Origin of the sequence: Nonomuraea turcica, assembly GCF_030718205.1 — a bacterium.
Classification (GTDB): Bacteria; Actinomycetota; Actinomycetes; order Streptosporangiales; family Streptosporangiaceae; genus Nonomuraea.
In genome coordinates, this window is the sequence record NZ_JAUZQF010000029.1 from 25,343 (window position 1) to 45,440 (window position 20,098).

Consider the following 20,098-nt stretch of genomic DNA (forward strand, 5'->3'; position numbering starts at 1 on the left):
TCGAGCATGAGCCTTCCATTTCCGACGCCGGAGAGATCGGAAGGAAGTCATGATCAAGTAACATTTCGTGCTCGCCGCCGTCGCGGCCGTGGCCGCGGTCGTAGCCGTGTGGGCTGGCGCGCCTGTTTACACGGTCCTGCTCGCGGCAGTTTTCCTGGTGTGCCTGGTGATCATGCTGTGGATGATGCGGTCCGTGGGCGCTGCGCACCGATCGCAACGACCGCACAGAAACGACCGCACAGATGAGCCCGATCAGGTGCGGGGCACGAAGGGAGGCGATGTCTCGTGACCGCGACCGACTGGGTGGTCATCGCCCCCTCCGCAGCAGTGATCGCCTTCCTCTTCTGGTACTTCTTCGGACCGAGAAAGAGCCATCTTGCCGAGCTGCGGGACGGGACGCAGGAGGTCGAGATCACCGTCAAAGGCGGCTACGTGCCAGACGTCGTCCGCGTCCGCCAGGGCGTACCGCTTCGGCTGGTTTTCGACCGGCGCGAGAGTGGCGAGTGCACCTCGCGCGTGATGTTCCCCGATTTCGGAATCGACCATGCGTTGCCCGCCTTCCAGCGCACCGCCGTGAAGCTGACGCCGTCCAAGACCGGTGAGTACGCCTTCGCGTGCGGCATGAGCATGGTGCGCGGCCGCCTGATCGTCGAACCAGGCCCGAACGACCAGCCTCAGGCCGGTGAGGCCGCCACGAACGGCCACCACGGCGAACCCGCCTCCAACCAGGACCGTCCGGATACGCCAGGTTCGCAGATCGGGGCAGACGACGGCGACGCCGAGGCAGCGGAGCGGCGGGCAGAGATCCGGGATCTGTCGTGGCGGGTGCTGGCCGGAGCGCTGCTGACCGCGCCGGTGGCGGTGGCGGTGATGGCGCACGAGTTCTTCGGCGCCGCCTGGGTGCCCGATCCGCTACTCGAACGGTGGGTGCAGCTCGTGTTGATCACGCCGGTGATGTTCTACACCGGCTGGCCGATCCACCGGGTGGGATGGCTGAGCTTGGGGCACCGGACGGCGGAGATGAACGCGCTGATCACGCTCGGCACCTGCGCCGCCTACGGTTATAGCCTGCTGGTCACCCTCGCCCCAGAACTGCTGCCAGTGGATCTGCGGGATGTGTACTACGAAGCCGTCGGTGTGATCTTGACGTTGATCCTGCTCGGCCGCCTGCTGGAGGCCCGCGCCAAGGCCGGGACCGGGCAGGCGATCCGCGAGCTGATCGGGCTGCAGGCCAGAACCGCCCGGGTACGCCGCGATGGCGGCGAGATCGAGATCCCGATCGCCGAGGTGGTACCGGGCGATGTGGTGATCGTGCGGCCGGGGGAGAGGGCGCCGGTGGACGGCGTGATCGTCGATGGGCGTTCCACGCTGGATGAGTCCATGGTGACCGGCGAGTCCATCCCGGTGGAGAAGGAGCCCGGCGACCAGGTGGTGGGCGCGACCGTCAACCAGACCGGCGCGTTCATCTTCCGGGCCGAGAGGGTCGGCGCCGAAACCGTGCTGGCTCAGATCATCCGCCTGGTCCAGGCAGCGCAGGCGTCCAGGGCGCCCATTCAGCGCCTGGCCGACCTGGTGTCCGGCTACTTCGTGCCGGCGGTGATGGTCATCGCCGTGGTCACGTTCGCGGTCTGGTACGTCGCCGGGCCTCCGCCAGCGTTCACGCTCGCTCTAGTGGCGGCGGTCGCGGTGCTGATCATCGCGTGCCCCTGCGCGCTCGGCCTGGCCACTCCGCTATCGATCATGGTGGGCACCGGCAAGGGCGCCCGGGCGGGCATTCTGATCCGCGACGCAGCCGCGCTGGAGAGCGCGCACCAGCTGGAGGCGATCGTCCTGGACAAGACCGGCACCATCACCCGCGGCCGGCCCGCGCTCACCGACGTGATCCCCGCTGGGCCCCGGTCGGCCGACGACCTGCTCCGGCTGGCCGCTGGCGCCGAACGCTCCTCCGAGCACCCGCTCGGCCAGGCCGTCCTCGCCGGCGCGGCCGAACGCGGCCTGACGGTGGCCGAGGCGTCCGCGTTCGGCTCGCAGACCGGCAAGGGCGTGTCGGCCACCGTCGAGGGGCATCAGGTGCTCGTCGGCGGCCATCGCCTGCTCGGCGCTGCCGGAGTGAAGGTGACGGTCCTGCGGGAGGCGGCCGATCGGCTGGCCGGGCAGGGCCGTACACCCATCATGGTGGCCGTCGATGGTGCGCCCGCCGGGGTGCTGGGCGTGGCCGACACGATCAAGGACGACTCCCGCGACGCCGTGCCGGCACTGCGACGGCTGGGCCTGCAGGCTGTGATGATAACCGGGGACAACCGGCGCACCGCCGAGGCCATCGCCCGCCAGGTCGGCATCACCCGCGTGCTGGCCGAAGTGCTGCCTGAGCACAAGGCCGCCGAGATCGCCCGCCTTCAGGCCGAGGGCCGGCGCGTCGGCATGGTCGGCGACGGCATCAACGACGCCCCCGCGCTGGCGCAGGCCGACGTCGGCTTCGCCATCGGAACCGGCACCGACGTGGCCATCGAGGCCTCCGATATCACGTTGATCTCCGGCGCGCTGGGCGGGATCGTCACCGCGGTCAGGCTCTCCCGCGCCACCATGCGCAACATCCGCCAGAACCTGTTTTTGGCCTTCGTCTACAACACTGTCGGCATCCCCATCGCGGCCGGCATCTTGTACCCGTTCCTGGGCCTGCGGCTGTCCCCGATCATCGCGGCCGCCGCGATGGCCCTGTCCTCGCTGTCGGTGGTCGGCAACGCCAACCGGCTGCGCCGCTTCAGCCCGCCGATCCTGACAGCAGCGCCGGAACCGCCCGCCGACGTGCCCATCAGCGTGGAGAGCGGCATCGAACCGGAGCAGGCCATCGACCCGATCTGCGGCATGCGCGTCGATCCCGCGACCGCCGCCGCCTCACTCGAACGCAACGGCACCACCTACTGGTTCTGCTCCACCCACTGCCGCTCCGCCTTTACAGCACAGGGACCGCTGGGGCACGTACACCATGGGTGAACCGCTGGCCGTTCACGCCCCGTCATCCTGAGGGAGGCAGGTTCATCGGCGGTGGGTCCTGGCTCATCGCGGCCGCCTGGCGGGCGCTGCACCAAGCGGCGCAGGACGGCACGCTGGCCACCAGTGGTCCCTACGCCCGCATCCGCGACGGGCGGCAGGCACCGGGAAGGGCCTCGGTGGTCGCATGGAGGCCTGCTGTGCCCATCACGTCGCCGACCTCGGGCCCATCGTGGGAACCTCGGGCGCGGCCGTTTTCCTCACCCGAATTCCGATCACGGCCATCGGTCTCGGTCGTCCACGCCCTCGGGGACGCGATCGTGCTGAGTCGGCTCCGCCGTACCTCCATTCCCGTCGGAGGCGAGACACGCTACGCGTGACGCGCCGCCCCACCGTGATGGTCACTGCGATCTTGTTTTTGCCTCTCGTGGCAGCAGTGGCCGAGTGGCTGGCCGCTCACTCGTCCGGCGGCGCTCCAGGGCGCACCACCATGGTCCAGGCGGGGCTTCGTGGAGGGTCGCATGGCCCCTCTGGCTCTGGACCGCTCAGGAGCACGCTTCAAGATCACCCTGGATACGCATACCGTACCGCCGGACCCCGACTTGCCGCAGGCCGCGACCTTGCTCATCAACGCACGCCCACCGGGTATGGGGACGTGGAACGGAACGGCTCCCAGCAGCCACCCATCCGTGAAGGCACGCTCACCTTCGCTGGGCCGGGTGCCGTCGGGAGCAAAAGATCGAGCTTCGCATTACCGGGCTGGGCTGCCCAATGACGTGGTGTCCGTCTGGACAGCGCCGCAGGAGCCCGCCCAGCGGGGGATGGGAGTCAGACGTGGCAAGGCATCGAGGCCCTACGTGCCGGGTGGTTCTGGACCTGAGCGGCGTGACCTGGGGCGGCGATCGCAACGAGGCCACCGCTCAACTGCTGGCCCGGCCGGGCGTCCTCGAGGTCAAGGTCGACCCGCACAGGCACCGTGCGGTGGTCATCCACGACGCCCACTACGAACTGCCGGACCTGTGGAACTGGCTGGTGCAGTGTGCAAACGACGGCGAGCAGGGACGCGGCCACGCATGATGAGGGCGGGATCCCGATCTGGTCCCATCCCGATCGGCGAGGGCCAGGCCCGGTACTTATAGGTAGCCGGTAGCCGACCACCTGTGACGCGGGCCGGACCCGCTCCTCGACTTTGCCGTTGCCGGTGTTGCCCTCGATCGTGGTGATCGTGCCGTTGCCGTTGTCCTTCTTGACCAGACCCACGTGAGCGACGCGCCCGGCGGGCACCGGCAGTGCTCATAGCTGGCTCACCTGCGGAGTGAGCGCCACCGCCAAGGTGAGGCCAAGAAGCGTGAGCAGCACCAGGCCGGCCACGACCACGCCAGGCTCACCCCGGAGACAGGCGAGAACGCCTTCGCGCCGCCCTCAGCCCGCTGCACAGAACCGAACCATTCGTCCTGTTAGCCGGCGCCCGCAACCCACGCAAGGGAGGCAACGAGCGCGGCGATCGAGGCGACCAGCACAGTCAGCGGCAGCCGGAGCCCACGGAGTCTGGTCACCGGGGCCTCGGGCGGTGGGCGGCAAGACGTTCGCGGGCTTCGGTGTAGGCGTCGGTGTCGATCTCGCCGGAGGCGTAGCGGCGGTCGAGGATCTCCTCCGGGCTCTCCCGATGCTCGCGGCCGTCCCCGCCGTAGCGGCCGCCGGATGCGCTTTGCGTCAGGCGGATCACCGCCCACACGACGAGGCCGATCAACACGATCCACAACAACGGCATGAAAACCATCCAGACCCAGCCGCCACCATCTCCGTACATCACCGTGCCCACCTCCCCAGGAGGCTTCCTCTTCTTCACTGTTTCTTCATTGTCCATGCCGACCGGGAACCGGTGGTAGGGTCCTTCGACCCTGATTGGCTGGGGCGTTCGGGCCTCCGGGTCGCACGTCCCGATCTTGGTCACGCATGATTGTCAACGAGATGTAGGGCCCCACCCAGGCCTTCCTCATGGCCACCGGCGGCCATCCCTGTCACACGCTCACCTGCTTCCCTCACCTTCGTGGGGTACACCTAATGGCCCGACAAGGCGCCCGAGAAGGCACTCAGGCAGGCCAGGCTGGTGTCCGCCCGCCAGGGCCCCAGGGTCTCCTACCGGGCTGGCCGACCAGACGGCGTGTGGCGCTGAATGGGCGCCCTGGACGCCAGCGCCGCCTTGACGCGGTGGCGCCGTCGACGAGGTTGCGTGAGCGCGTACCGAGCGCGGCGAAGCCGACGATGAGCACGGTCATGCGCGGATCCGGCAGCAGGTAGCGCAAAAGGTGCAGGACGCGGCCCCCACTGGCCATGCCGGAGGCGGAAATGATGATCGACGGCTGGCCCGGTTTGTTGACACTCATCGACTCCTCGACCGTCCGCAGCTCGCGCAGCCAGCCGGGATCGAGCACGTCACGCGTGAGCCCCGGGCATAACTCCGAAGAGCCGGAGGCGACGGCCCGTGCCGGATGAGCACCTCGGCGACGTCCTTGAACGGGTGCTGCCGTTGACCGAGACGACCTCCGTGCTTATGAGCTCTTTGACGGTGACTCGCATCATGGCCCCTTCTTCGATGACTCCTGCCGTCATCGCGTCGCGGACGTGTCTTCTCGGGCAGGGGCGAAAGTCCCATGTCGTCGAGCCGTTCGTCCGGTGTGCTGGGCGAGGAGTTCGTTCACGGGCCGGCGCGGGGCGCGAGGCGCGATCGGGCCGTAGCCGAGGCGCATGATCATCTGTGGATGACCGCGTCGATGATGCGGATCGCTGTGGCGCCGCATGTCGCGCAGGTCGAGCGGCTGGTTGAGGAACGACGCCGAGACCCCGTGCCTGGCCGCCACCAGCAGCACCCGCTCCAGCGCCTGCCCGGCACGCAGCCAGTCCATCGGCTCGTCCCCGGCGGTCGTGAGCACCGCGAGCTGAGGGCGCGGCTCGAAACGTCCGCTGCCGGCGCGGCGCCCGAAGTCCCGGATCGGATCCACGACACCATCGGCCAGCGGTCCGTGCATGTGGGAGGGCACGCCGTGCCCGCTCGTCCAGGCCGCCAGCTCGGCCACGTATTCGCTGTCGCGGGCCAGTTCGTCCTGAGCCAGGGCGGCGTAGTCCAGCATGTCGTCGGCCGAGCGCCGGTCCAGCAGGATGAGCCTGGCACGCTCCAGCGAGGCCGCGGTGCGCAATGCGCTCAGCACGTGCGCCGGGATCAGCCGCTCGTCGTACGGCATCCGGTTGGTACGCCGGACCGGGATGAGGCCGTACATCTCCCGCGCCTCTGCCGTCGGAAGTTCACGTGTCTCGAGGTCGACGGTGGCCAGCAGGTCCGGCGCCTTCTCGGAGTCGGGCAGCAACCGCACGTCCGGCCTGCGCCCGGCGGCACGGGCCGCGATGCGCAGGTTGAACAGCGCGGCCCCGCTGCTGACGTGCAGGGATCGCCCGCGGGGGTCGCTCACCGGCAGCCAGCGGTCCCAGTCGGCTAGCAACTCGATCACATCGTCGCCGCGAACCTCGAACCGCCACGGCTGGGTGTTGTGCACCGACGGCGCTTCTCCGGCTGCCACGAGCAGCCGTCTGACTGCGAGGGCGATGGTGTGGTGTGCAGTGGTCATGACGCACCTCCCAATGACGACACTGGCCTGTGCGGACCCGTCCCATCAGGGGCGGAGGTCCTGCCGAAGGTCCCATAGAGCCACGCGAAAACAATCCTTGAACGGCGCCCGTTCTACGTCCTTGGCGCCGCCTATGGCGGGCTGGTGGGCGGAGTGGCGGATGCCACCCGGCTGGCACTGCTGCATCTCAACGACGGTGCCGTGAACGAAACGCGGGTGCTTGCGCCTGGCATTGCCGCCCCGATGCGACAGATCACCGCCCGCGGTGGCCCGCTCGACATCGGGCTTGGCTGGTATCGCCCGTCTGGGAAGGACTCGGGCTTTGTCGAGAATCTCGGCGGCGGTAGCGGATTTTGGAACGTCATCCGCCTCTACCCGAGTGCCGGATTTCCTCCGTGGTGGTGATGGAAACACCACCCGCTACCACCACGAAGCGATCATGGCCACGGTGTCGATCATTGAGTCGGCATGACGCACGGACAGTCCCCGTCATTCGCGAAGCCGCCACCAGGTACACGCTGGAGGCGTTACCCCTGGTCAGAGGGGTTAATGTAGTACTCTGTTTTCGGGTGTCCCGTACGGCATGCTGATCCAGACCGGCACCGACTCTTACCGGCGAGGGCCACCGAAACCGAGCGCCTAGCCACCGGGCGGCCACGATGACGGGGAAAGCGCAAGAGCCAGAGCAGCCGCACATCCACGGGACGCGTCTGCGCCTGGGCACCGAGTTGGAGCAGATCGCCCAACAGCTCAGGTCGCTGGCCCGGACCCAGGACCATCTGCACGACTTGTACGAGGCCGTCCTGACCCGGAAGGTGGACCTATCCGTCGTGCTGGGGTTGATCGTATCCACCACGATGGACCTGGTCGGCGCCCGTTATGGCGCGCTCGGCGTACTTGATGAGAAAGGCGAAAACATCGCATCGTTTATTCCCATGGGCTTGTCTGAGCAGGAAAGGGCCGACCTGGTCGGCGCGGAGCTTCCCCGCGGGCGCGGCTTGCTCGGGCATCTGATCACCCACCCTGAACCATTGCGCGTTGATGACATCGCAGCACACCCGGACTCGGCAGGCTTCCCGCCCGGCCATCCGCCCCTGCGCACCCTGTTGGGCGTTCCGATCAACATCCGCGGCAAGATCTATGGAGACCTGTATGTGTCCGAGCGGCTCGATGGACGGCCCTTCGACGCCCACGACGAAACCTTGATCGTCGCGCTGGCCGGCGCCGCGGGCCTGGCCATCGACGACGCCCGCCTGTACGAGCCAACTCGCCGCGACGCCGAGTGCTTCCAGCGGCTCCTGCTCCCGCAGCTCCCCGAGCACATGGAACCGTTCGATGCTGCCGCCGCCTACCGCCCCGCCGCGATCCCCGGTCACGTCGGCGGAGACTGGTACGACGCCATGCTCGTCCCCGACCGAGCCTGCGCCGCGATCATCGGCGATGTCGTCGGACACGATCTCCAGGCTGCGGCCGCTATGACCCAGATCCGCAACATGCTGCGTGCCCTCCTGTACGACCAGCGCACCCCGCCGAGCGTTGTCCTCGCCCAGCTTGACCGCACCGTGCTGGCCATCACGGACAACCCCGTCACCACCGCGTGCCTCGCCCGCATCGAACCCGAAGCCCATGGCTGGAGCCTGCGCTGGAGCAGCGCAGGCCATCTCCCGCCGCTGCTGCTCGCGCACCACCAGAAGGCCCGCTACCTGCACGTCGACCCTGACCTGCCCCTCGGGGTCGACACCGCCCAGCCGCGTCATGACCACGCGCACCCCCTGCCCTCAGGCGCCACAGTGATCTTCTTCACCGACGGGCTCGTCGAACACCACGAGCACTCGGTCGAAGAGGGGCTGGAACGCCTCGCTGTCATCGCCACTGCCCACGCGGCTCTGCCCGTGTGCGACTTCGTGCAAGCACTGATCGACGAACACCCCAGCGACGGCCACGACGACATGGCCATCCTCGCTCTGCGCACCCCGTGCATCCGACGCGGCGGAAGCGAATGAGAAGGACGTCAGGTTGCCCATGACTAGGAGGGAAGTCTCCACAGTGGGCGTAAGGCCGCCAAGAGCGACAAAAGGTGGGCGGATCCAGATCGAGGACTGAAACTGGTCGGATCGAGTGCCGCTGCGGTCCAGAGTCGGCGTCCGGCGGGGGCGCGGTGGCCAGCGCCCGCCCGCGCCAGGTCGGCCCGCGACCGACCGCGATCCTCGCTTCGCGCGGCGGGCGGGCCTGTCGAGCAGCCGCATCCGGTCGACGCCCATGTTGGTGACGCCGAGCTCGGCAAGCTGGGCCTGCTCGACGCGCTGGTCGGCCTGAGGTCGATGAGGCCAACCTGGACGGGGATGCCCATGGCGACGGCCTGGGCGATGTTGGCGCGGGTGCGGTGCAGGGTCTTGCGGCCGGTGATCTGCTGGTGCTGGCCGGGGTCGTCGGTGTAGTACGAGGTGGCCAGTCTGACCCCGGACCGGGCGAACATCTCCCAGAGAGCGGGGGTGACGTGTACGAGATTGGAGTACACCTCTACCTCGATGTCCGCCGAGAGCGCGTGTGCGACCAAGCCGGGTAGGCCGGCATGAAGGGTGGGCTCTCCGCCGATGAACTGCACCATGGACACGCCGAGAGCGGCGGCCTGGTCGATCGCGCGGGTCCAGTCGTCGTAGCTCATGCTGCCGTGGGTGCCGGTGGGCCCGCTATGGGCGTAGCAGTGCGTGCACGCCAGCTGGCACTTGCCGGTGATCTCCAGCCAGATGAAGCTCAGGTCAGGCTCGGGGGACGCGATGACCATTATTCCTCCCAGGACTCATGCTGGATTGGACTCGTGCTGGATGGTGCCCCCGCACAAGGGACACCCAGAGGTCGTGCGGGGCGTGTATGCGGGGCCACCCGCCCGCAGCCGCTGGACTGGGGACCGCTCGGCGGCTTGGGGGCCGATCATCAGGCTTCGCGATCTCGGCGGGGGCGACGTCGGCGCGATGCGTGCTTGACGTGGCAGGGGCGACGGGAGGTGCCCGTGCAAGTGCCAGGCGAAGAACACGGCGGTCATGACGCCTCCGCGGGCGCGACGTCGTGCTTGTCGCGTTGCCGGCGCGCAAGCACAGTGCCGTGAACGTACGACGGCTGGCGGGCGGCCCGGTCGAGGTGCACCACTTCCACGAACCCGCTGGCGCCGCCCGCGAGAGTGTCGAGCGCGTCGTTCAGCCGCTGCAGTGCCCGGTCCGGCTCATCGGTGATGCCGCACATCCCGTGACCGTCGCGGTTGTTGGCGGTCCAGGAGTACAAGGCGTCATGCGGAGTCGGAGGGCTGGGGCCGACCTCGCGGCTACCGATCGTTGGCCCCGAGTCCTTGAATGCCATGTAGCGAAGCTATGACTCTCGGTAAGCGCGCTCCATGGACGTCTTGTCCTACCCGCCGGGCGGATCGCCGCCGGATGAGGACGCCATGTCCTCCCTGTCAGATGCCGAGGGAATGCGCCAGAGATCGGACCGCAGGCGAATGCCGCGCCTCCTCTTCCCGGATGCTCTCGACTAGGTCACGGGCGACGGCCTGGTGGCGGAACCACACCTGGGACGTGGCACGGGCCTCCAGGATGCGTTCCGTGGCGGTCTTGCGGTGCCGGGCGTCGAGGTGCGCCTGGGCGACGTCCAGCAGGTGACGGCCGTAAGCGATGCCCTGCAGGTCGCCGGGATGGATCCGCTGCGACGCAATCAGCGCCTTGCTGGGGTCGTGCAAGACGGTGTAGGCGTGCGTCTCCTGCTCCGCTACACGAGCGGGCCCGAATGACGAGTTGTAGATCTTCACGGTGCCTCGCAGACGTTCGGCGCCTGCGGTGGCCATTGGCCACGTACTCGCCTACATCCCTGCCGGCAGCTGCGGCCGGCGCCAGCGCGGTGATGAGGAGGTTGCCCCATGCGGCGATGTGCTGGGAGGGAGTGCCGAACGACGGCTCGATCCTAGAGGCCACGCCGACGACGAGCTGCTCGGCTTCGCGCAGGCGCGCCTGGTGGAGGAGGACCCAGGCGTAGGTGGCATGGAGGGTGGCCCACAGCATCTCGTCGCTGCCGCTGCGGGCGGTGGTGATGGCACGTTCGGCGCCGATGGCGGCAAGGTCGTCGCGGCCCAGGTGGATCATCACGCTGGCTGCGAGGTCGTAGGCCATCGCGAGCGGATAGACGGCGTCGGCGCCGGCCGCGGAGTGTGTGAGCCTCGCCTCGGTGATGAGGCCCGGGAGCCGGGCGATGAGGCTGGGGAACTGGCCGGCCCAGTAGGAGGCGCAGGCGTCGTCGACGGCCTGCCGAATGTCCGCCAGTGGAGTCGGTTCGCCGTCGTGGCCATCGTCGAGGTCGGGGAGGAGGGACGGCGAAAGGAGGACGTTGCGGAGGGCAAGGACGCTGCCCCCGTCGCGGTCGGTCCCGAGCTGGTCACGTTTCCCGACGAGGCTCGACAGCTCGACGTCGAGGGCGTTGGCGATCCTCACCAGCGAGGTGAGCCGGGCACTCTTGCGCTGGCCCTGTTCGAGCTTGGCGATGAGGTCTCGAGAGAGGTCGGCGGCCTCGGCGAGTTCCTCTTGGGTGAACCCCCGGGATTGGCGAGCCGCCTTGAGTCGCGCGCCGATCGTGCCAGCGTCGGTCATAGGCCCTGACCTTCCCTGTGTGTCTCGTCAACCACAGGCTACGGCGCAGGGCCCTTTTATGCGCCACGGGAACGTCCGGATCTCACTGCCGGGGCCGCACGGCCAGGCGGACACCTGGGTGGGCTGGCCCGGCCGTGCGGCTGCACTCGGTGATGCGGCACCCCGGCCGCCTCTCGGCGCTGACGGCGCCGCTCCCGCAGGCTGACCACGCCGAGCCGCTAACGTTGGGCCTCCAGCAGGGCACGGCCTTTCTGGATCAGCTCGTGCACGGACGGCATCTTGATCTCGCCGAGCGTGTAGCCGCCACCCTCGTTGGCCCCGGGACCAGGTGCGGCACACGCTCAGCGAAAACGGCTGGTCGAGCTTCGACCTCGGGCCACTCCGCATCCAGATCCCCGTCGGCGACCTCACCCGCGTCGCCGCCGCATGCGGCCTGGCCGACGTCATCGCAGCACAGGCCAGCTTCTGGGGATCCTACCTGCGTGAGATCCGCGACCGAGGTGGTCCTCATCGTCCACGGGCCGGGATGGCGGGCTCGCGGTGCAGGATGCGGTCCAGCCGGGCGGCGGCGTAGCCGAGGATCGACAGCGTGGCCACGATGAGCAGGTCGGCCGCGGGAAGGGGTCGGGTGGCGAGCAGGTCTCGCAGGATCGGCACGTACAAGCCGGCGAGTTGCAGCACGAGCGCGCCGGCCACGGCAAGCAGCAGCATCGGGTTGGCCAGGGAGCCGGGGCGGGCGCGCGAGCCGAGTGCCACGCCGAGCTGGGTGGCGCCCAGGGCGAAGAAGGCCATGCTCTGCCAGGGGCGGCCGGTGTGCAGGGCCCAGACGGCCACGCCGAGGGTGACGGCGGTCAGGACGACGGCGATGCGCACCACGCGCTGCCACAGGCCCGCGCCGAGGATGCTCTGGTCGGGTGGCCGGGGCGGGCGGCTCATCGCGGCCGGGTCGGCGGGTTCGCCGCCGAGGGCGACGCCCGGCAGGCCGTGGGTGAGCAGGTTGATCCACAGGATTTGGGCGGGCAGCAGCGGCAGCGCCAGCCCGAACAGCGGGCCCAGCAGCATGACGGCGATCTCGGCGGCGCCGCCGGACAGGCCGTAGACCAGGAAGCGGCGGATGTTGGCGTAGACGCGGCGGCCCTCGTCGACGGCGGCCACCACGGTGTCCAGGTCGTCGTCGGCCAGCACCAGGTCGGCGGCTTGGCGGGCGACCTCGGTGCCGCGCCGGCCCATGGCCACGCCGATGTCGGCGCGGCGCAGCGCCGGGCCGTCGTTGACGCCGTCGCCGGTCATCGCCACGACCTCGCCTTCCGCGCGCATGCGTTCGATGAGGTCGAGCTTCTGCTCGGGGGTGGCACGGGCGTAGACGGCGGCCTCGGCGGCCGCAGCCGAGGGGGAGAGGGTGCGGCAGTCGATGATCGGGTCGTCGGGGGTGATGATGCCGAGTTCGGTGGCGATGGCGCGGGCGGTGCCCGGGTGGTCGCCGGTGATGAGGACCGGTTTGATCCCGGCTTGGCGGCAGGCTGCCACAGCGCCGGAGGCGGCCTGGCGAGGCGGGTCGAGGATGGCGATCAGTCCGAGCAGACTCAGTCCCTCCTCAGGCACCTCCTCCGGTACGGGCAGCAGGTCGGTGTGGGCGACGGCCAGCACCCGGTAGCCCTGGTGGGCGAGCCGTTCGGCCTGGTCGGCGGCGCGCTCCAGCAGTGCGGGATCGTCGGTGAGCACCGGTGGGTGGAGCAGGGCTTCGGGGGCGCCCTTGCAGATCAGCCGGGCTCGGCCGGAGGGCAGTCGGTGCAGGGTGCTCATGCGCTTGCGGGCGCTGTCGAAGGGACGTTCGGCCAGGCGGGGATAACGGTGGTGCAGGCCGGCGCGGTCCGAGCCGAGCTTGGCGGCGGCGGTCAGCAGGGCGGCCTCGGTGGGGTCGCCCAGGGCCTGCCACCGGCCGTCTGCGCCGTCCTCGCCGTGCAGGAGGCGGGCGTCGTTGCACAGTGCGGCGGCGGTGAGTAGTTCGGTGAACGCCTCGGGCGGGGCGCCGTCGAGGTGCCCGTCTGGCCCGTAGCCGGTGCCGGTGAGCGTGGCCTGCGCGGTGGGTGTCCACAGCCGGCGGACCACCATGTGGCCCTCGGTGAGGGTGCCGGTCTTGTCGGTGGCCAGGACGGTGACCGAGCCGAGGGTCTCGACTGCGTGCAGGCGGCGAACGAGGGCGTGGCGTGCCGCCATCCGGCGGGCGCCCAGTGCCAGGCTCAGCGTGACGACGGCCGGCAGTGACTCGGGCACGGCCGCCACCACCAGGCTGATCGCGGTCACCACCATCAGTTCCACCGGCTGGCCCCGGACCAGCCCCAGCGCCCCGACCACCACGCACAGGAACACGGTGACCCCGGCCAGCAGCCGTCCGACGCCGACCAGGCGGCGTTGCAGCGGCGTCATCCCAGATCCCTTGACCATGAGGGCGGCGATGCGCCCGGCCGCACTGGCCGAGCCGGTCGCCGTGACCTCGGCCCGGCCGCGCCCACGCACCACCACGGTGCCGGCCGACACCTCCTCGCCCGGGCTCTTGTCCACCGGTACCGATTCGCCGGTCAGCGCCGACTCGTCCACCAACAACGCCGCCGCCTCGCCCACGCGGGCGTCGGCCGGGACGATGTCGCCTTCGGCCAGCACCAGCAGGTCGCCGGTCACCACCTCGGCCGCCGGGATCTGCCGCTGCGCCCCGTCCCGGACGACCCGGGCCACAGGGGCGGTGAGCTCGGACAGGGCGGTGATGGCGCGATCGGCGCGCACCTCCTGGGTCACGCCGACGCTCGTGTTGACCACGATCACCAGCAGGATCACGGCCATGTCCGTCCAGTCGCCGGTGACGGCGGTCAGCGCGGCGGCCACCAGCAGCACGATGATCAGCGGATCTCGGAGCTGCCCGGCCACGCGCCGCCACAGCGGGACCGGCGGCTTGCTCGGCAGCAGGTTCGGACCGTCCCGCTCCAGCCGCGCCTCGGCCTCCGCCGACGACAGCCCGGATCTGGACAGGACCACCGGTTCATTCATCTCCCGCACCCCGCTTGAAATACCGTCTTCCCCTCAGCCTCGCTCGCCACAGCCGCGAGCCCAGGGCCAAAGGTCCCGGAGACCGGCCCCCAAGACCTCTTAGCCCCGGACCGCGGGACTTACGCCTCTACGACCCGACAGGGCTCTACCGTTGTCCGTGTCCCCGGGGGCGGGCGGAGGCCACTGAGCGGCGATGATCTTGTGCAGCGGCAGGTTCTCCGCGTCCGCTTCGGTCTTGTCGCCCAGGAAGCAGATCACCGGAATGGCCCTCGTCGGCGACGTTCGCGAGGGTCGGGTTCGGCGGGTGGGCCGTCGGCTTCGCATTTGGGGACCTTCGCCCCTGTCTCGCCGCGGCGATGTCGCTCACGATGCCGATGGGAGGCGCGAAGATGACTGATCAAGGGCGCGGATCTTCGGCGGCTTGGGCGCCGCGGCGGTTGCAGGAGTCTCTCGCGCCTGTCGACTTCAGAGGTCGGCGGCCGGTCTTCAGAATCGAGGAGCAGTAATGGACGTTATCGACGTGAGCGGCACTGTCAAGGACGTGGCCAGGGTCGAGCGGGTCTTCGGCGAACCGGTCACGCAGGACGGCGTCACCGTCATCCCGGTCGCCCGAATCGGCGGTGGTGGTGGCGGGGGCGGCGGCAAGCAGGAGGGGGAACGGCCTGGCGAGGGTGCCGGTGGCGGGTTCGGGCTCGGCGCCGCTCCCGCAGGCGTGTACGTGATCAAGGACGGCGATGTCCGCTGGCAGCCCGCGGTGGACATCAACAAGATCATTGTTGGCGGGCTGACGGTCGCCGTCGTCGCCCTGCTGACGGTGCGGGCCATCGCCAGGATGCGGTTCGCGGCGCGTTCCCGCAAGGTGTGACGGCTCATCCGCGAAGGGCCCGGGCGGCGACCACCGTCCGGGCCCTCGCGCTGCCGGACGACCTCGCCGAGAGTGAACGGTTGACCCTGGTGGAGCGATTCGTCGGGCGCTGGATGGCGGGGCCGGTTCGACTCGGCCCTGGTGCGCTGGGGGTACCGGCACCGCGGGACGCACCTGTCCAGAGGACCAACGGCCCCCGCATCCGGGACCTCGGCCTCGGGCGGTGCTGCGGTCGCCGCGTGAGGCTGGGGGCGGAAGTAGGAGGTGTGTGATGTTCAGGCACATCGTGGTCGGCGTGGACGGATCCGCACTGGCGACGGCGGCCGTGGAGTGGGCCGCCGCCGACGCGCAGCGCAGAGGGCTGGACCTGCGGATCGTGCACGTGCGCGAGCAATGGCCCTACGCCGCCGACGGGACGAAGTACAGCGCGGCTGTGTTACAGGCGGCCGCCGACCGGGCGCTGGACCTGACCCGTGACGTCCAGGTGACGATGGAGCTGGTGCCGGGCAACGTGATCGACACCCTGATCGGTGAGTCGGCATCGGCCGACAGCGTGGTGCTGGGCAGCCGGGGCTCGGCGGGTTCGCCGGGATGGTCGTCGGCTCGGTGGGCATGGGCGTCGCCGGGCACGCCACCGGTCAGGTCGTGATCGTCCGCGGGCCTTCCGTGGTGCAGCACGGTCGGATAGCCGTGGGGTACGACGCCTCGGCGCATTCAGAGGCCGCCATGCAGTACGCGGTCGACCAGGCACGCGCCCGCGGCTCGAACTGCACGTGGTCTACGCGTGGCAGGTGCCGATGTTCTCGCCGTACGTGGCCGCACGCGGCTCCCTGCTGGAGGACGTCTACGAGCAGGAGATCCGCGCGGCAGGCGCGAGGGTGGCGCGCTGGCGGGAGAAGAACCCGGACGTCGTGATCACCGGCGAGGAGGTCGTCGCCCATCCGGTGAACGCTCTGGTCAGGGCAGGCAGCACCGCCGACCTGGTGGTGGTGGGCTCGCGCGGCCTGGGCGGTTTCGCCTCCGCGGTGCTTGGCTCGGTCAGCCACGCGGTGCTGCACCACCTGGTCTGCCCGGTCGCCGTGGTGCGGCCCCGGAAGGAACCGGCATAGGGACACTCACGGTGCGGCGGCGGGCCTGCGGCCACCGCTCTCATGGCCGGCCGCCGGGTGGTGCGCGGGATCGCGATGCTCAACCAAGGTCCCACATCATCGAGGGGGAGCGCCCTGGAGTGAAAGACGAGGCTTTCGTCCCAGGGCGGGCGGGTCGTTCGCCCCTATCCGGCGCCGGGAGCCGGCCGGTAGCAAGGGGATGGGTCGCCGTACGGGTGACCCGAGAGGGAAGAGGTGTGTCATGTCGACAGCCGTTGATCCTCAAGGTGCCCGAGCCGGTGGCCGGGGTGTCGCGTCGCAGCTGACGAGCGAGCAGGTGTGGCGAGAGTTGGGCAAGGCGTCGTTCGCGGTCGTCGCTCACGTCACCCCGGATGGGCGGCCGAGATCCAGCGGCGTCATGTACATGGTCGTCGGCCGCCGGATGTACGTGGTGGTGGCGACCGACAGCTGGAAGGCCAGGCACATCGAGCTCGGCGGGCAGGTCGCGGTGACCGTAGCGGTGCGCCGGGGCGGGATCATGTCGCTCCTCGCGCCCATCCCGCCCGCCACCGTCAGCTTCCACGGGACGGCGGTCGTACACCCGGCGGGCAGCCTGGAGGACGGCGAACTCGGCAGAAAGCTGACACGCATGCTGCCCAGCGAGCGGCGGGCGTCCTGCCGTGTCATTGAAATCGAGCCGGAGGGCTGGTTCGTCACCTACGGGATTGGCGTCTCGTTCATGCGGATGCGTGTTCCGGATCTCGCGCGAGCCCGCGTGCCCGTGGCCTGACGATTCGGGCTCGCCCGGCGGTCCCGCTCAGCGGCGCACCTGTCGCAGCAGGCCGGTCCAGACTCACTGCTCGGCCGCGGCCATCAGCTCCAGCAGGGCACGCAACCCCGGCCGGCGAGGAACCGGCCGTACATGTACCGGGACAGGCGTCGGCGCCGCCGACTGTCGGCGAGTACCCAGGTCGTTCGGCGTGCTCCGATCGCGGAACGACCGTGAACAGCCCGCCCCCGGAACGGCCGTTGCCGCCCTGGTCGATCCGAAGATACCCCGCAGGGTATTCGGGCCTTTGGTGCTCCTCGTCTGGGACCAAAGCCTCTTATACCCCCGGAGGTACGGGAGGACGTTGGGGGTATGAGACAGCGCATCGTGATTCTAGGGGCGGGTACCGGCGGCACGCTGGTGGCCAACCGGCTGCGGCGCCTGTACCCCGAGGACGCGGCCGAGATCGTCGTGGTGGATCAAGACGATGAGCACGTCTACCAACCCGGGTTGCTGTTCGTCCCGTTCGGGCTGGCCGAGCCGGGTGAGATCGTCCGGCCCCGGCGTCGTCAGCTGCACCGGGGAATCGTGTTCCGGCAGACCCCGATCGACCGGGTCGATCTGGGCGCCGAGCAGGTGCACCTGGAAGACGGCACGGTGCTGGGTTATGACGTGCTGGTGGTGGCCACGGGGTCGGTGCTGCTGCCGCAGGAGACCGAGGGCCTGACCGGCCTCGGGTGGATGGACACGGTGTTCACCTTCTACAGCCCGCAGGGCGCGGCCGCGCTGCACGGCGCCCTGGAGCGCTTCGAGGGTGGGCGGCTGGTGGTCAACGTGGTGGACATGCCGATCAAGTGCCCGGTCGCGCCGCTGGAGTTCGCCTTCCTGGCCGACTGGTACTTCCGCCGGCGGGGCATCCGCGATCGCGTTGAACTGATCTACGTCACCCCGCTGGACGCCGCCTTCACCAAGCCGGTCGCCGCCCGCACCTTAAGTGGTCTGCTGGCCGAGAAGGGCATCGAGTTGGTGACCGAGTTCAACACCGGCTCCGTCGAGGGCTCCGCCGGCCGGCTGATCTCCTACGACGAGCGCGAGGTGGGCTTCGACCTGGCCGTCGTGGTGCCGCTGCACGGCGGTGCCGAGTACGTCGGTCGCTCTCCGGGGCTCGGCGACGAGCTGGGATTCGTCGCCGTGGACCAGCACACCCTGCAGGCCGCCGCCGCGCCGAACGTGTTCGCCATCGGCGACGCCGCCGGTGTGCCGACCTCCAAGGCGGGATCGGTCACCCACTTCGAGGGCGAGATCCTGGTCGACAACATCGGCCGATTCCTGGCCGGGCGCCCCTTGGACGCCTCCTTCGACGGGCACACCAACTGCTTCATCGAGACCGGCTTCGGCAAGGCGCTGCTGATCGACTTCAACTACGACACCGAACCCCTGCCGGGGCACTACCCGGCCGCCGTGGGCCTGCCGCTGCTGAAGCAATCCCGCCTCAACCACCTGGGCAAGCTGATGTTCCAGTGGTTCTACTGGCACGGCCTGCTGCCCGGCCACGACATCCCCGGCGTCGGCGCGGCCATGCCCATCCACGGCAAGACCCGCCCACCCGCCTGAACCGAAAGGAAGTTGATCAACATGTCGACCACGACCTACGCCGGCCAGCCCGTGACCGTCAACGACGAGGGGTTCTTCGAGGACCCCGACCAGTGGACCAAGGACATGGCCCCGGAGATCGCCAAGAGCCTGGGCATCGACCAGCTCACCGAGCGGCACTGGCAGGTCATTGAGTTCATGCGCGCCGAGTTCGCTGCCAAGGGCACCGGCCCCACCGTGCGGGCGCTCGGCAAGTCCTCCGGAGTGCCGGTCAAGGACCTGTACCAGCTGTTCCCCAAGGGCCCGGCGAAGATCGCCGCGAAGATCGCCGGCATCCCCAAGCCGCACGGCTGCATCTGACCCCACCGGACGCCTCGCACGAGCGTCACCGAAAGGACGGTTCATTATGGGCGACACCATCGAGAAGGTCTCGATCATCGTCTCCAAAGGCTCCCTGGAGGGCATCTACCCCGCGCTGATCATGGCCAACGGCGCTCGCGCCGAGGGGATCGAGGCCAACCTGTTCTTCACCTTCTTCGGCCTCGACGCCGTCTCGAAGAGGTACCACGAGCACATCAAGGTTGCCACGGTCGGCAACCCCGGCCTGCACCTGGCGACTCTGATCGGAGGGCTGCCCGGGATGCCCCGTCTGATGACCCGCTACCTCGAACGCAAAATGGACAAGCTGGACATCCCCCCGATCCCGGAGTTCATCGAAATGATCGCCGACACCGGCGCCGGGCTGTACGGCTGCAAGGCGTCCTGCGACCTATTCGACCTGACCAAGGACGACCTGGTCCCGCAGGTGCAGGACATCATCACCGTCGGCGACTTCTATCAGCTGGCCGCCGGCGGGCAGATCATCTACACCTGAACCCCCGACCCCGGCGTGACTCCGCGGGCCTGCGCGGCCATCGCCGAGCACGCCGCGGCAGGGGAGCCGAAGGGGGGCAGGACATGGAGAGGGACAAAGACGCCCTCGCCGACGTCGTCGTCCGCCTGCGCCGCGCGCAGGGAAAGATCGGTGGCGTCATCCAGATGATCGAGAACGGCCGGGAGTGCGAGGACGGTCGCCTGGGGGTCGATCACGAAGACGGCGCGGACGGCCGCCGTCTGGGACGCACTCGGGTGGAGCATGCCGTACGCCCGCGAGATCCGCGTCTCGAGGTCGGCGATGATCGGGAACGGGATAGCCACACCGAGCTTGTCCTGGATCGACCGGGTCCAGGCCAGATGGCTGTGGACGGAGTCGATGGAGGTGCCGAGCAGGGCGACGTTCTGGTCGGTAAACTCTCCGGCCAGCTCGGCGAAGGCGACGAACTCGGTGGTGCACACCGGGGTGAAGTCGGCCGGGTGGCTGAAGAGGACCAGCCAGCGGCCGGCGTAGTCGGCCAGCTGTACCGGGCCGTGGGTGGTGTCGGCGGAGAAGTCCGGGGCCTTGTCGCCGATGAGCGGGAGTTCTGCTGTTTCGAGGGTGATGTCATTCACCTCCAGAG

The 20,098-nt window shown here is 69.6% G+C and carries 18 protein-coding genes and 3 pseudogenes; 12 read left to right on the forward strand and 9 right to left on the reverse strand.

Annotation, left to right across the window (positions count from 1 at the left end; genetic code table 11):
• Nucleotides 1-285 precede the first annotated feature (285 nt).
• Entirely contained in the window at nt 286-2,994 is a 2,709-nt protein-coding gene (locus Q9G87_RS49285; RefSeq protein WP_305923605.1) for a heavy metal translocating P-type ATPase, read from the forward strand.
• Nucleotides 2,995-3,825: 831 nt separating this feature from the next.
• Nucleotides 3,826-4,068, forward strand: coding sequence for a heavy-metal-associated domain-containing protein (locus Q9G87_RS49290; RefSeq protein ID WP_305923606.1), 243 nt, complete (start codon nt 3,826-3,828; stop codon nt 4,066-4,068).
• 475 nt (nt 4,069-4,543) lie between these two features.
• Here the strand turns inward: Q9G87_RS49290 and Q9G87_RS49295 are convergent, their stop codons facing one another.
• The 3 genes from Q9G87_RS49295 to Q9G87_RS49305 all read right to left on the reverse strand — a co-directional run bounded on the left by Q9G87_RS49295 (nt 4,544) and on the right by Q9G87_RS49305 (nt 6,614).
• Nucleotides 4,544-4,813, reverse strand: coding sequence for an SHOCT domain-containing protein (locus Q9G87_RS49295; RefSeq protein ID WP_305923607.1), 270 nt, complete (start codon nt 4,811-4,813; stop codon nt 4,544-4,546).
• 271 nt (nt 4,814-5,084) lie between these two features.
• Nucleotides 5,085-5,426 carry a hypothetical protein gene (locus Q9G87_RS49300; protein ID WP_305923608.1) on the reverse strand — a complete coding sequence of 114 codons (342 nt, stop codon included), beginning with the start codon at nt 5,424-5,426 and terminating at the stop codon, nt 5,085-5,087.
• Nucleotides 5,427-5,600: 174 nt separating this feature from the next.
• A complete protein-coding gene (locus tag Q9G87_RS49305; protein ID WP_305923609.1) occupies nt 5,601-6,614 on the reverse strand; it encodes an Acg family FMN-binding oxidoreductase in 1,014 nt (337 codons plus the stop codon).
• 153 nt (nt 6,615-6,767) lie between these two features.
• Here Q9G87_RS49305 and Q9G87_RS49310 point away from each other — a divergent pair, with 153 nt between their 5' ends.
• On the forward strand, nt 6,768-7,019 hold the full coding sequence (locus Q9G87_RS49310; protein WP_305923610.1) for a hypothetical protein: 252 nt from the start codon (nt 6,768-6,770) through the stop codon (nt 7,017-7,019).
• 254 nt (nt 7,020-7,273) lie between these two features.
• The gene (locus Q9G87_RS49315; RefSeq protein ID WP_305923611.1) at nt 7,274-8,617 is read left to right on the forward strand and encodes a PP2C family protein-serine/threonine phosphatase; all 1,344 of its coding nucleotides are present in this window, start codon (nt 7,274-7,276) and stop codon (nt 8,615-8,617) included.
• A 23-nt stretch (nt 8,618-8,640) separates the two neighbouring features.
• On the opposite strand, the gene Q9G87_RS49320 is transcribed toward Q9G87_RS49315, so the two are convergent.
• The 5 genes and pseudogenes from Q9G87_RS49320 to Q9G87_RS49340 all read right to left on the reverse strand — a co-directional run bounded on the left by Q9G87_RS49320 (nt 8,641) and on the right by Q9G87_RS49340 (nt 14,287).
• A complete protein-coding gene (locus Q9G87_RS49320) occupies nt 8,641-9,399 on the reverse strand; it encodes a radical SAM protein (protein ID WP_305923612.1) in 759 nt (252 codons plus the stop codon).
• Nucleotides 9,400-9,653: 254 nt separating this feature from the next.
• Nucleotides 9,654-9,968: a hypothetical protein gene (locus Q9G87_RS49325; RefSeq protein ID WP_305923613.1), complete on the reverse strand. Its 315-nt coding sequence runs from the start codon at nt 9,966-9,968 to the stop codon at nt 9,654-9,656.
• A 97-nt stretch (nt 9,969-10,065) separates the two neighbouring features.
• Nucleotides 10,066-10,413, reverse strand: coding sequence for a hypothetical protein (locus tag Q9G87_RS49330; protein ID WP_305923614.1), 348 nt, complete (start codon nt 10,411-10,413; stop codon nt 10,066-10,068).
• Nucleotides 10,414-11,113: 700 nt separating this feature from the next.
• Nucleotides 11,114-11,245, reverse strand: a pseudogene (locus tag Q9G87_RS61020) (helix-turn-helix domain-containing protein); the annotation flags it as partial.
• A 507-nt stretch (nt 11,246-11,752) separates the two neighbouring features.
• The gene (locus tag Q9G87_RS49340; RefSeq protein WP_305923616.1) at nt 11,753-14,287 is read right to left on the reverse strand and encodes a cation-translocating P-type ATPase; all 2,535 of its coding nucleotides are present in this window, start codon (nt 14,285-14,287) and stop codon (nt 11,753-11,755) included.
• Nucleotides 14,288-14,792: 505 nt separating this feature from the next.
• Here Q9G87_RS49340 and Q9G87_RS49345 point away from each other — a divergent pair.
• From Q9G87_RS49345 to Q9G87_RS61035, 8 genes and pseudogenes are all read left to right on the forward strand, one after another.
• Nucleotides 14,793-15,152 (forward strand): spore germination protein GerW family protein, encoded by a 360-nt coding sequence (locus Q9G87_RS49345; protein ID WP_305923617.1) that lies wholly within the window; start codon nt 14,793-14,795, stop codon nt 15,150-15,152.
• 271 nt (nt 15,153-15,423) lie between these two features.
• On the forward strand, nt 15,424-15,801 hold the full coding sequence (locus tag Q9G87_RS61025) for a universal stress protein (protein ID WP_371825944.1): 378 nt from the start codon (nt 15,424-15,426) through the stop codon (nt 15,799-15,801).
• 124 nt (nt 15,802-15,925) lie between these two features.
• Nucleotides 15,926-16,261: a universal stress protein gene (locus tag Q9G87_RS61030; RefSeq protein WP_371825945.1), complete on the forward strand. Its 336-nt coding sequence runs from the start codon at nt 15,926-15,928 to the stop codon at nt 16,259-16,261.
• A gap of 241 nt (nt 16,262-16,502) precedes the next feature.
• Entirely contained in the window at nt 16,503-17,030 is a 528-nt protein-coding gene (locus tag Q9G87_RS49355; protein ID WP_305923618.1) for a pyridoxamine 5'-phosphate oxidase family protein, read from the forward strand.
• A gap of 351 nt (nt 17,031-17,381) precedes the next feature.
• The gene (gene sqr / locus Q9G87_RS49360; RefSeq protein WP_305923619.1) at nt 17,382-18,623 is read left to right on the forward strand and encodes a type III sulfide quinone reductase, selenoprotein subtype; all 1,242 of its coding nucleotides are present in this window, start codon (nt 17,382-17,384) and stop codon (nt 18,621-18,623) included.
• 21 nt (nt 18,624-18,644) lie between these two features.
• Nucleotides 18,645-18,962: a TusE/DsrC/DsvC family sulfur relay protein gene (locus tag Q9G87_RS49365; RefSeq protein WP_305923620.1), complete on the forward strand. Its 318-nt coding sequence runs from the start codon at nt 18,645-18,647 to the stop codon at nt 18,960-18,962.
• Between the two features lie 46 nt (nt 18,963-19,008).
• Entirely contained in the window at nt 19,009-19,476 is a 468-nt protein-coding gene (locus tag Q9G87_RS49370) for a DsrE/DsrF/DrsH-like family protein (RefSeq protein WP_305923621.1), read from the forward strand.
• Nucleotides 19,477-19,559: 83 nt separating this feature from the next.
• A pseudogene (locus Q9G87_RS61035) lies at nt 19,560-19,631 on the forward strand (hypothetical protein); the annotation flags it as partial.
• Between the two features lie 45 nt (nt 19,632-19,676).
• Here Q9G87_RS61035 and Q9G87_RS49375 read toward each other — a convergent pair.
• Nucleotides 19,677-20,090: pseudogene (locus Q9G87_RS49375) on the reverse strand (redoxin domain-containing protein); the annotation flags it as partial.
• Nucleotides 20,091-20,098: the final 8 nt, after the last annotated feature.

What these genes read in the sequence shown, in the direction of transcription:
- Q9G87_RS49305 (WP_305923609.1), bottom strand. Translation starts at nt 6,614, where the DNA reads ATGACCACTGCACACCACACCATCGCCCTCGCAGTCAGACGGCTGCTC.
- Q9G87_RS49345 (WP_305923617.1), top strand. Translation starts at nt 14,793, where the DNA reads ATGGACGTTATCGACGTGAGCGGCACTGTCAAGGACGTGGCCAGGGTC.
- Q9G87_RS49320 (WP_305923612.1), bottom strand. Translation starts at nt 9,399, where the DNA reads ATGGTCATCGCGTCCCCCGAGCCTGACCTGAGCTTCATCTGGCTGGAG.
- Q9G87_RS61025 (WP_371825944.1), top strand. Translation starts at nt 15,424, where the DNA reads ATGTTCAGGCACATCGTGGTCGGCGTGGACGGATCCGCACTGGCGACG.
- Q9G87_RS49340 (WP_305923616.1), bottom strand. Translation starts at nt 14,287, where the DNA reads ATGAATGAACCGGTGGTCCTGTCCAGATCCGGGCTGTCGTCGGCGGAG.
- Q9G87_RS49365 (WP_305923620.1), top strand. Translation starts at nt 18,645, where the DNA reads ATGTCGACCACGACCTACGCCGGCCAGCCCGTGACCGTCAACGACGAG.
- Q9G87_RS49325 (WP_305923613.1), bottom strand. Translation starts at nt 9,968, where the DNA reads ATGGCATTCAAGGACTCGGGGCCAACGATCGGTAGCCGCGAGGTCGGC.
- Q9G87_RS49355 (WP_305923618.1), top strand. Translation starts at nt 16,503, where the DNA reads ATGTCGACAGCCGTTGATCCTCAAGGTGCCCGAGCCGGTGGCCGGGGT.
- Q9G87_RS49370 (WP_305923621.1), top strand. Translation starts at nt 19,009, where the DNA reads ATGGGCGACACCATCGAGAAGGTCTCGATCATCGTCTCCAAAGGCTCC.
- sqr (WP_305923619.1), top strand. Translation starts at nt 17,382, where the DNA reads ATGAGACAGCGCATCGTGATTCTAGGGGCGGGTACCGGCGGCACGCTG.
- Q9G87_RS49315 (WP_305923611.1), top strand. Translation starts at nt 7,274, where the DNA reads ATGACGGGGAAAGCGCAAGAGCCAGAGCAGCCGCACATCCACGGGACG.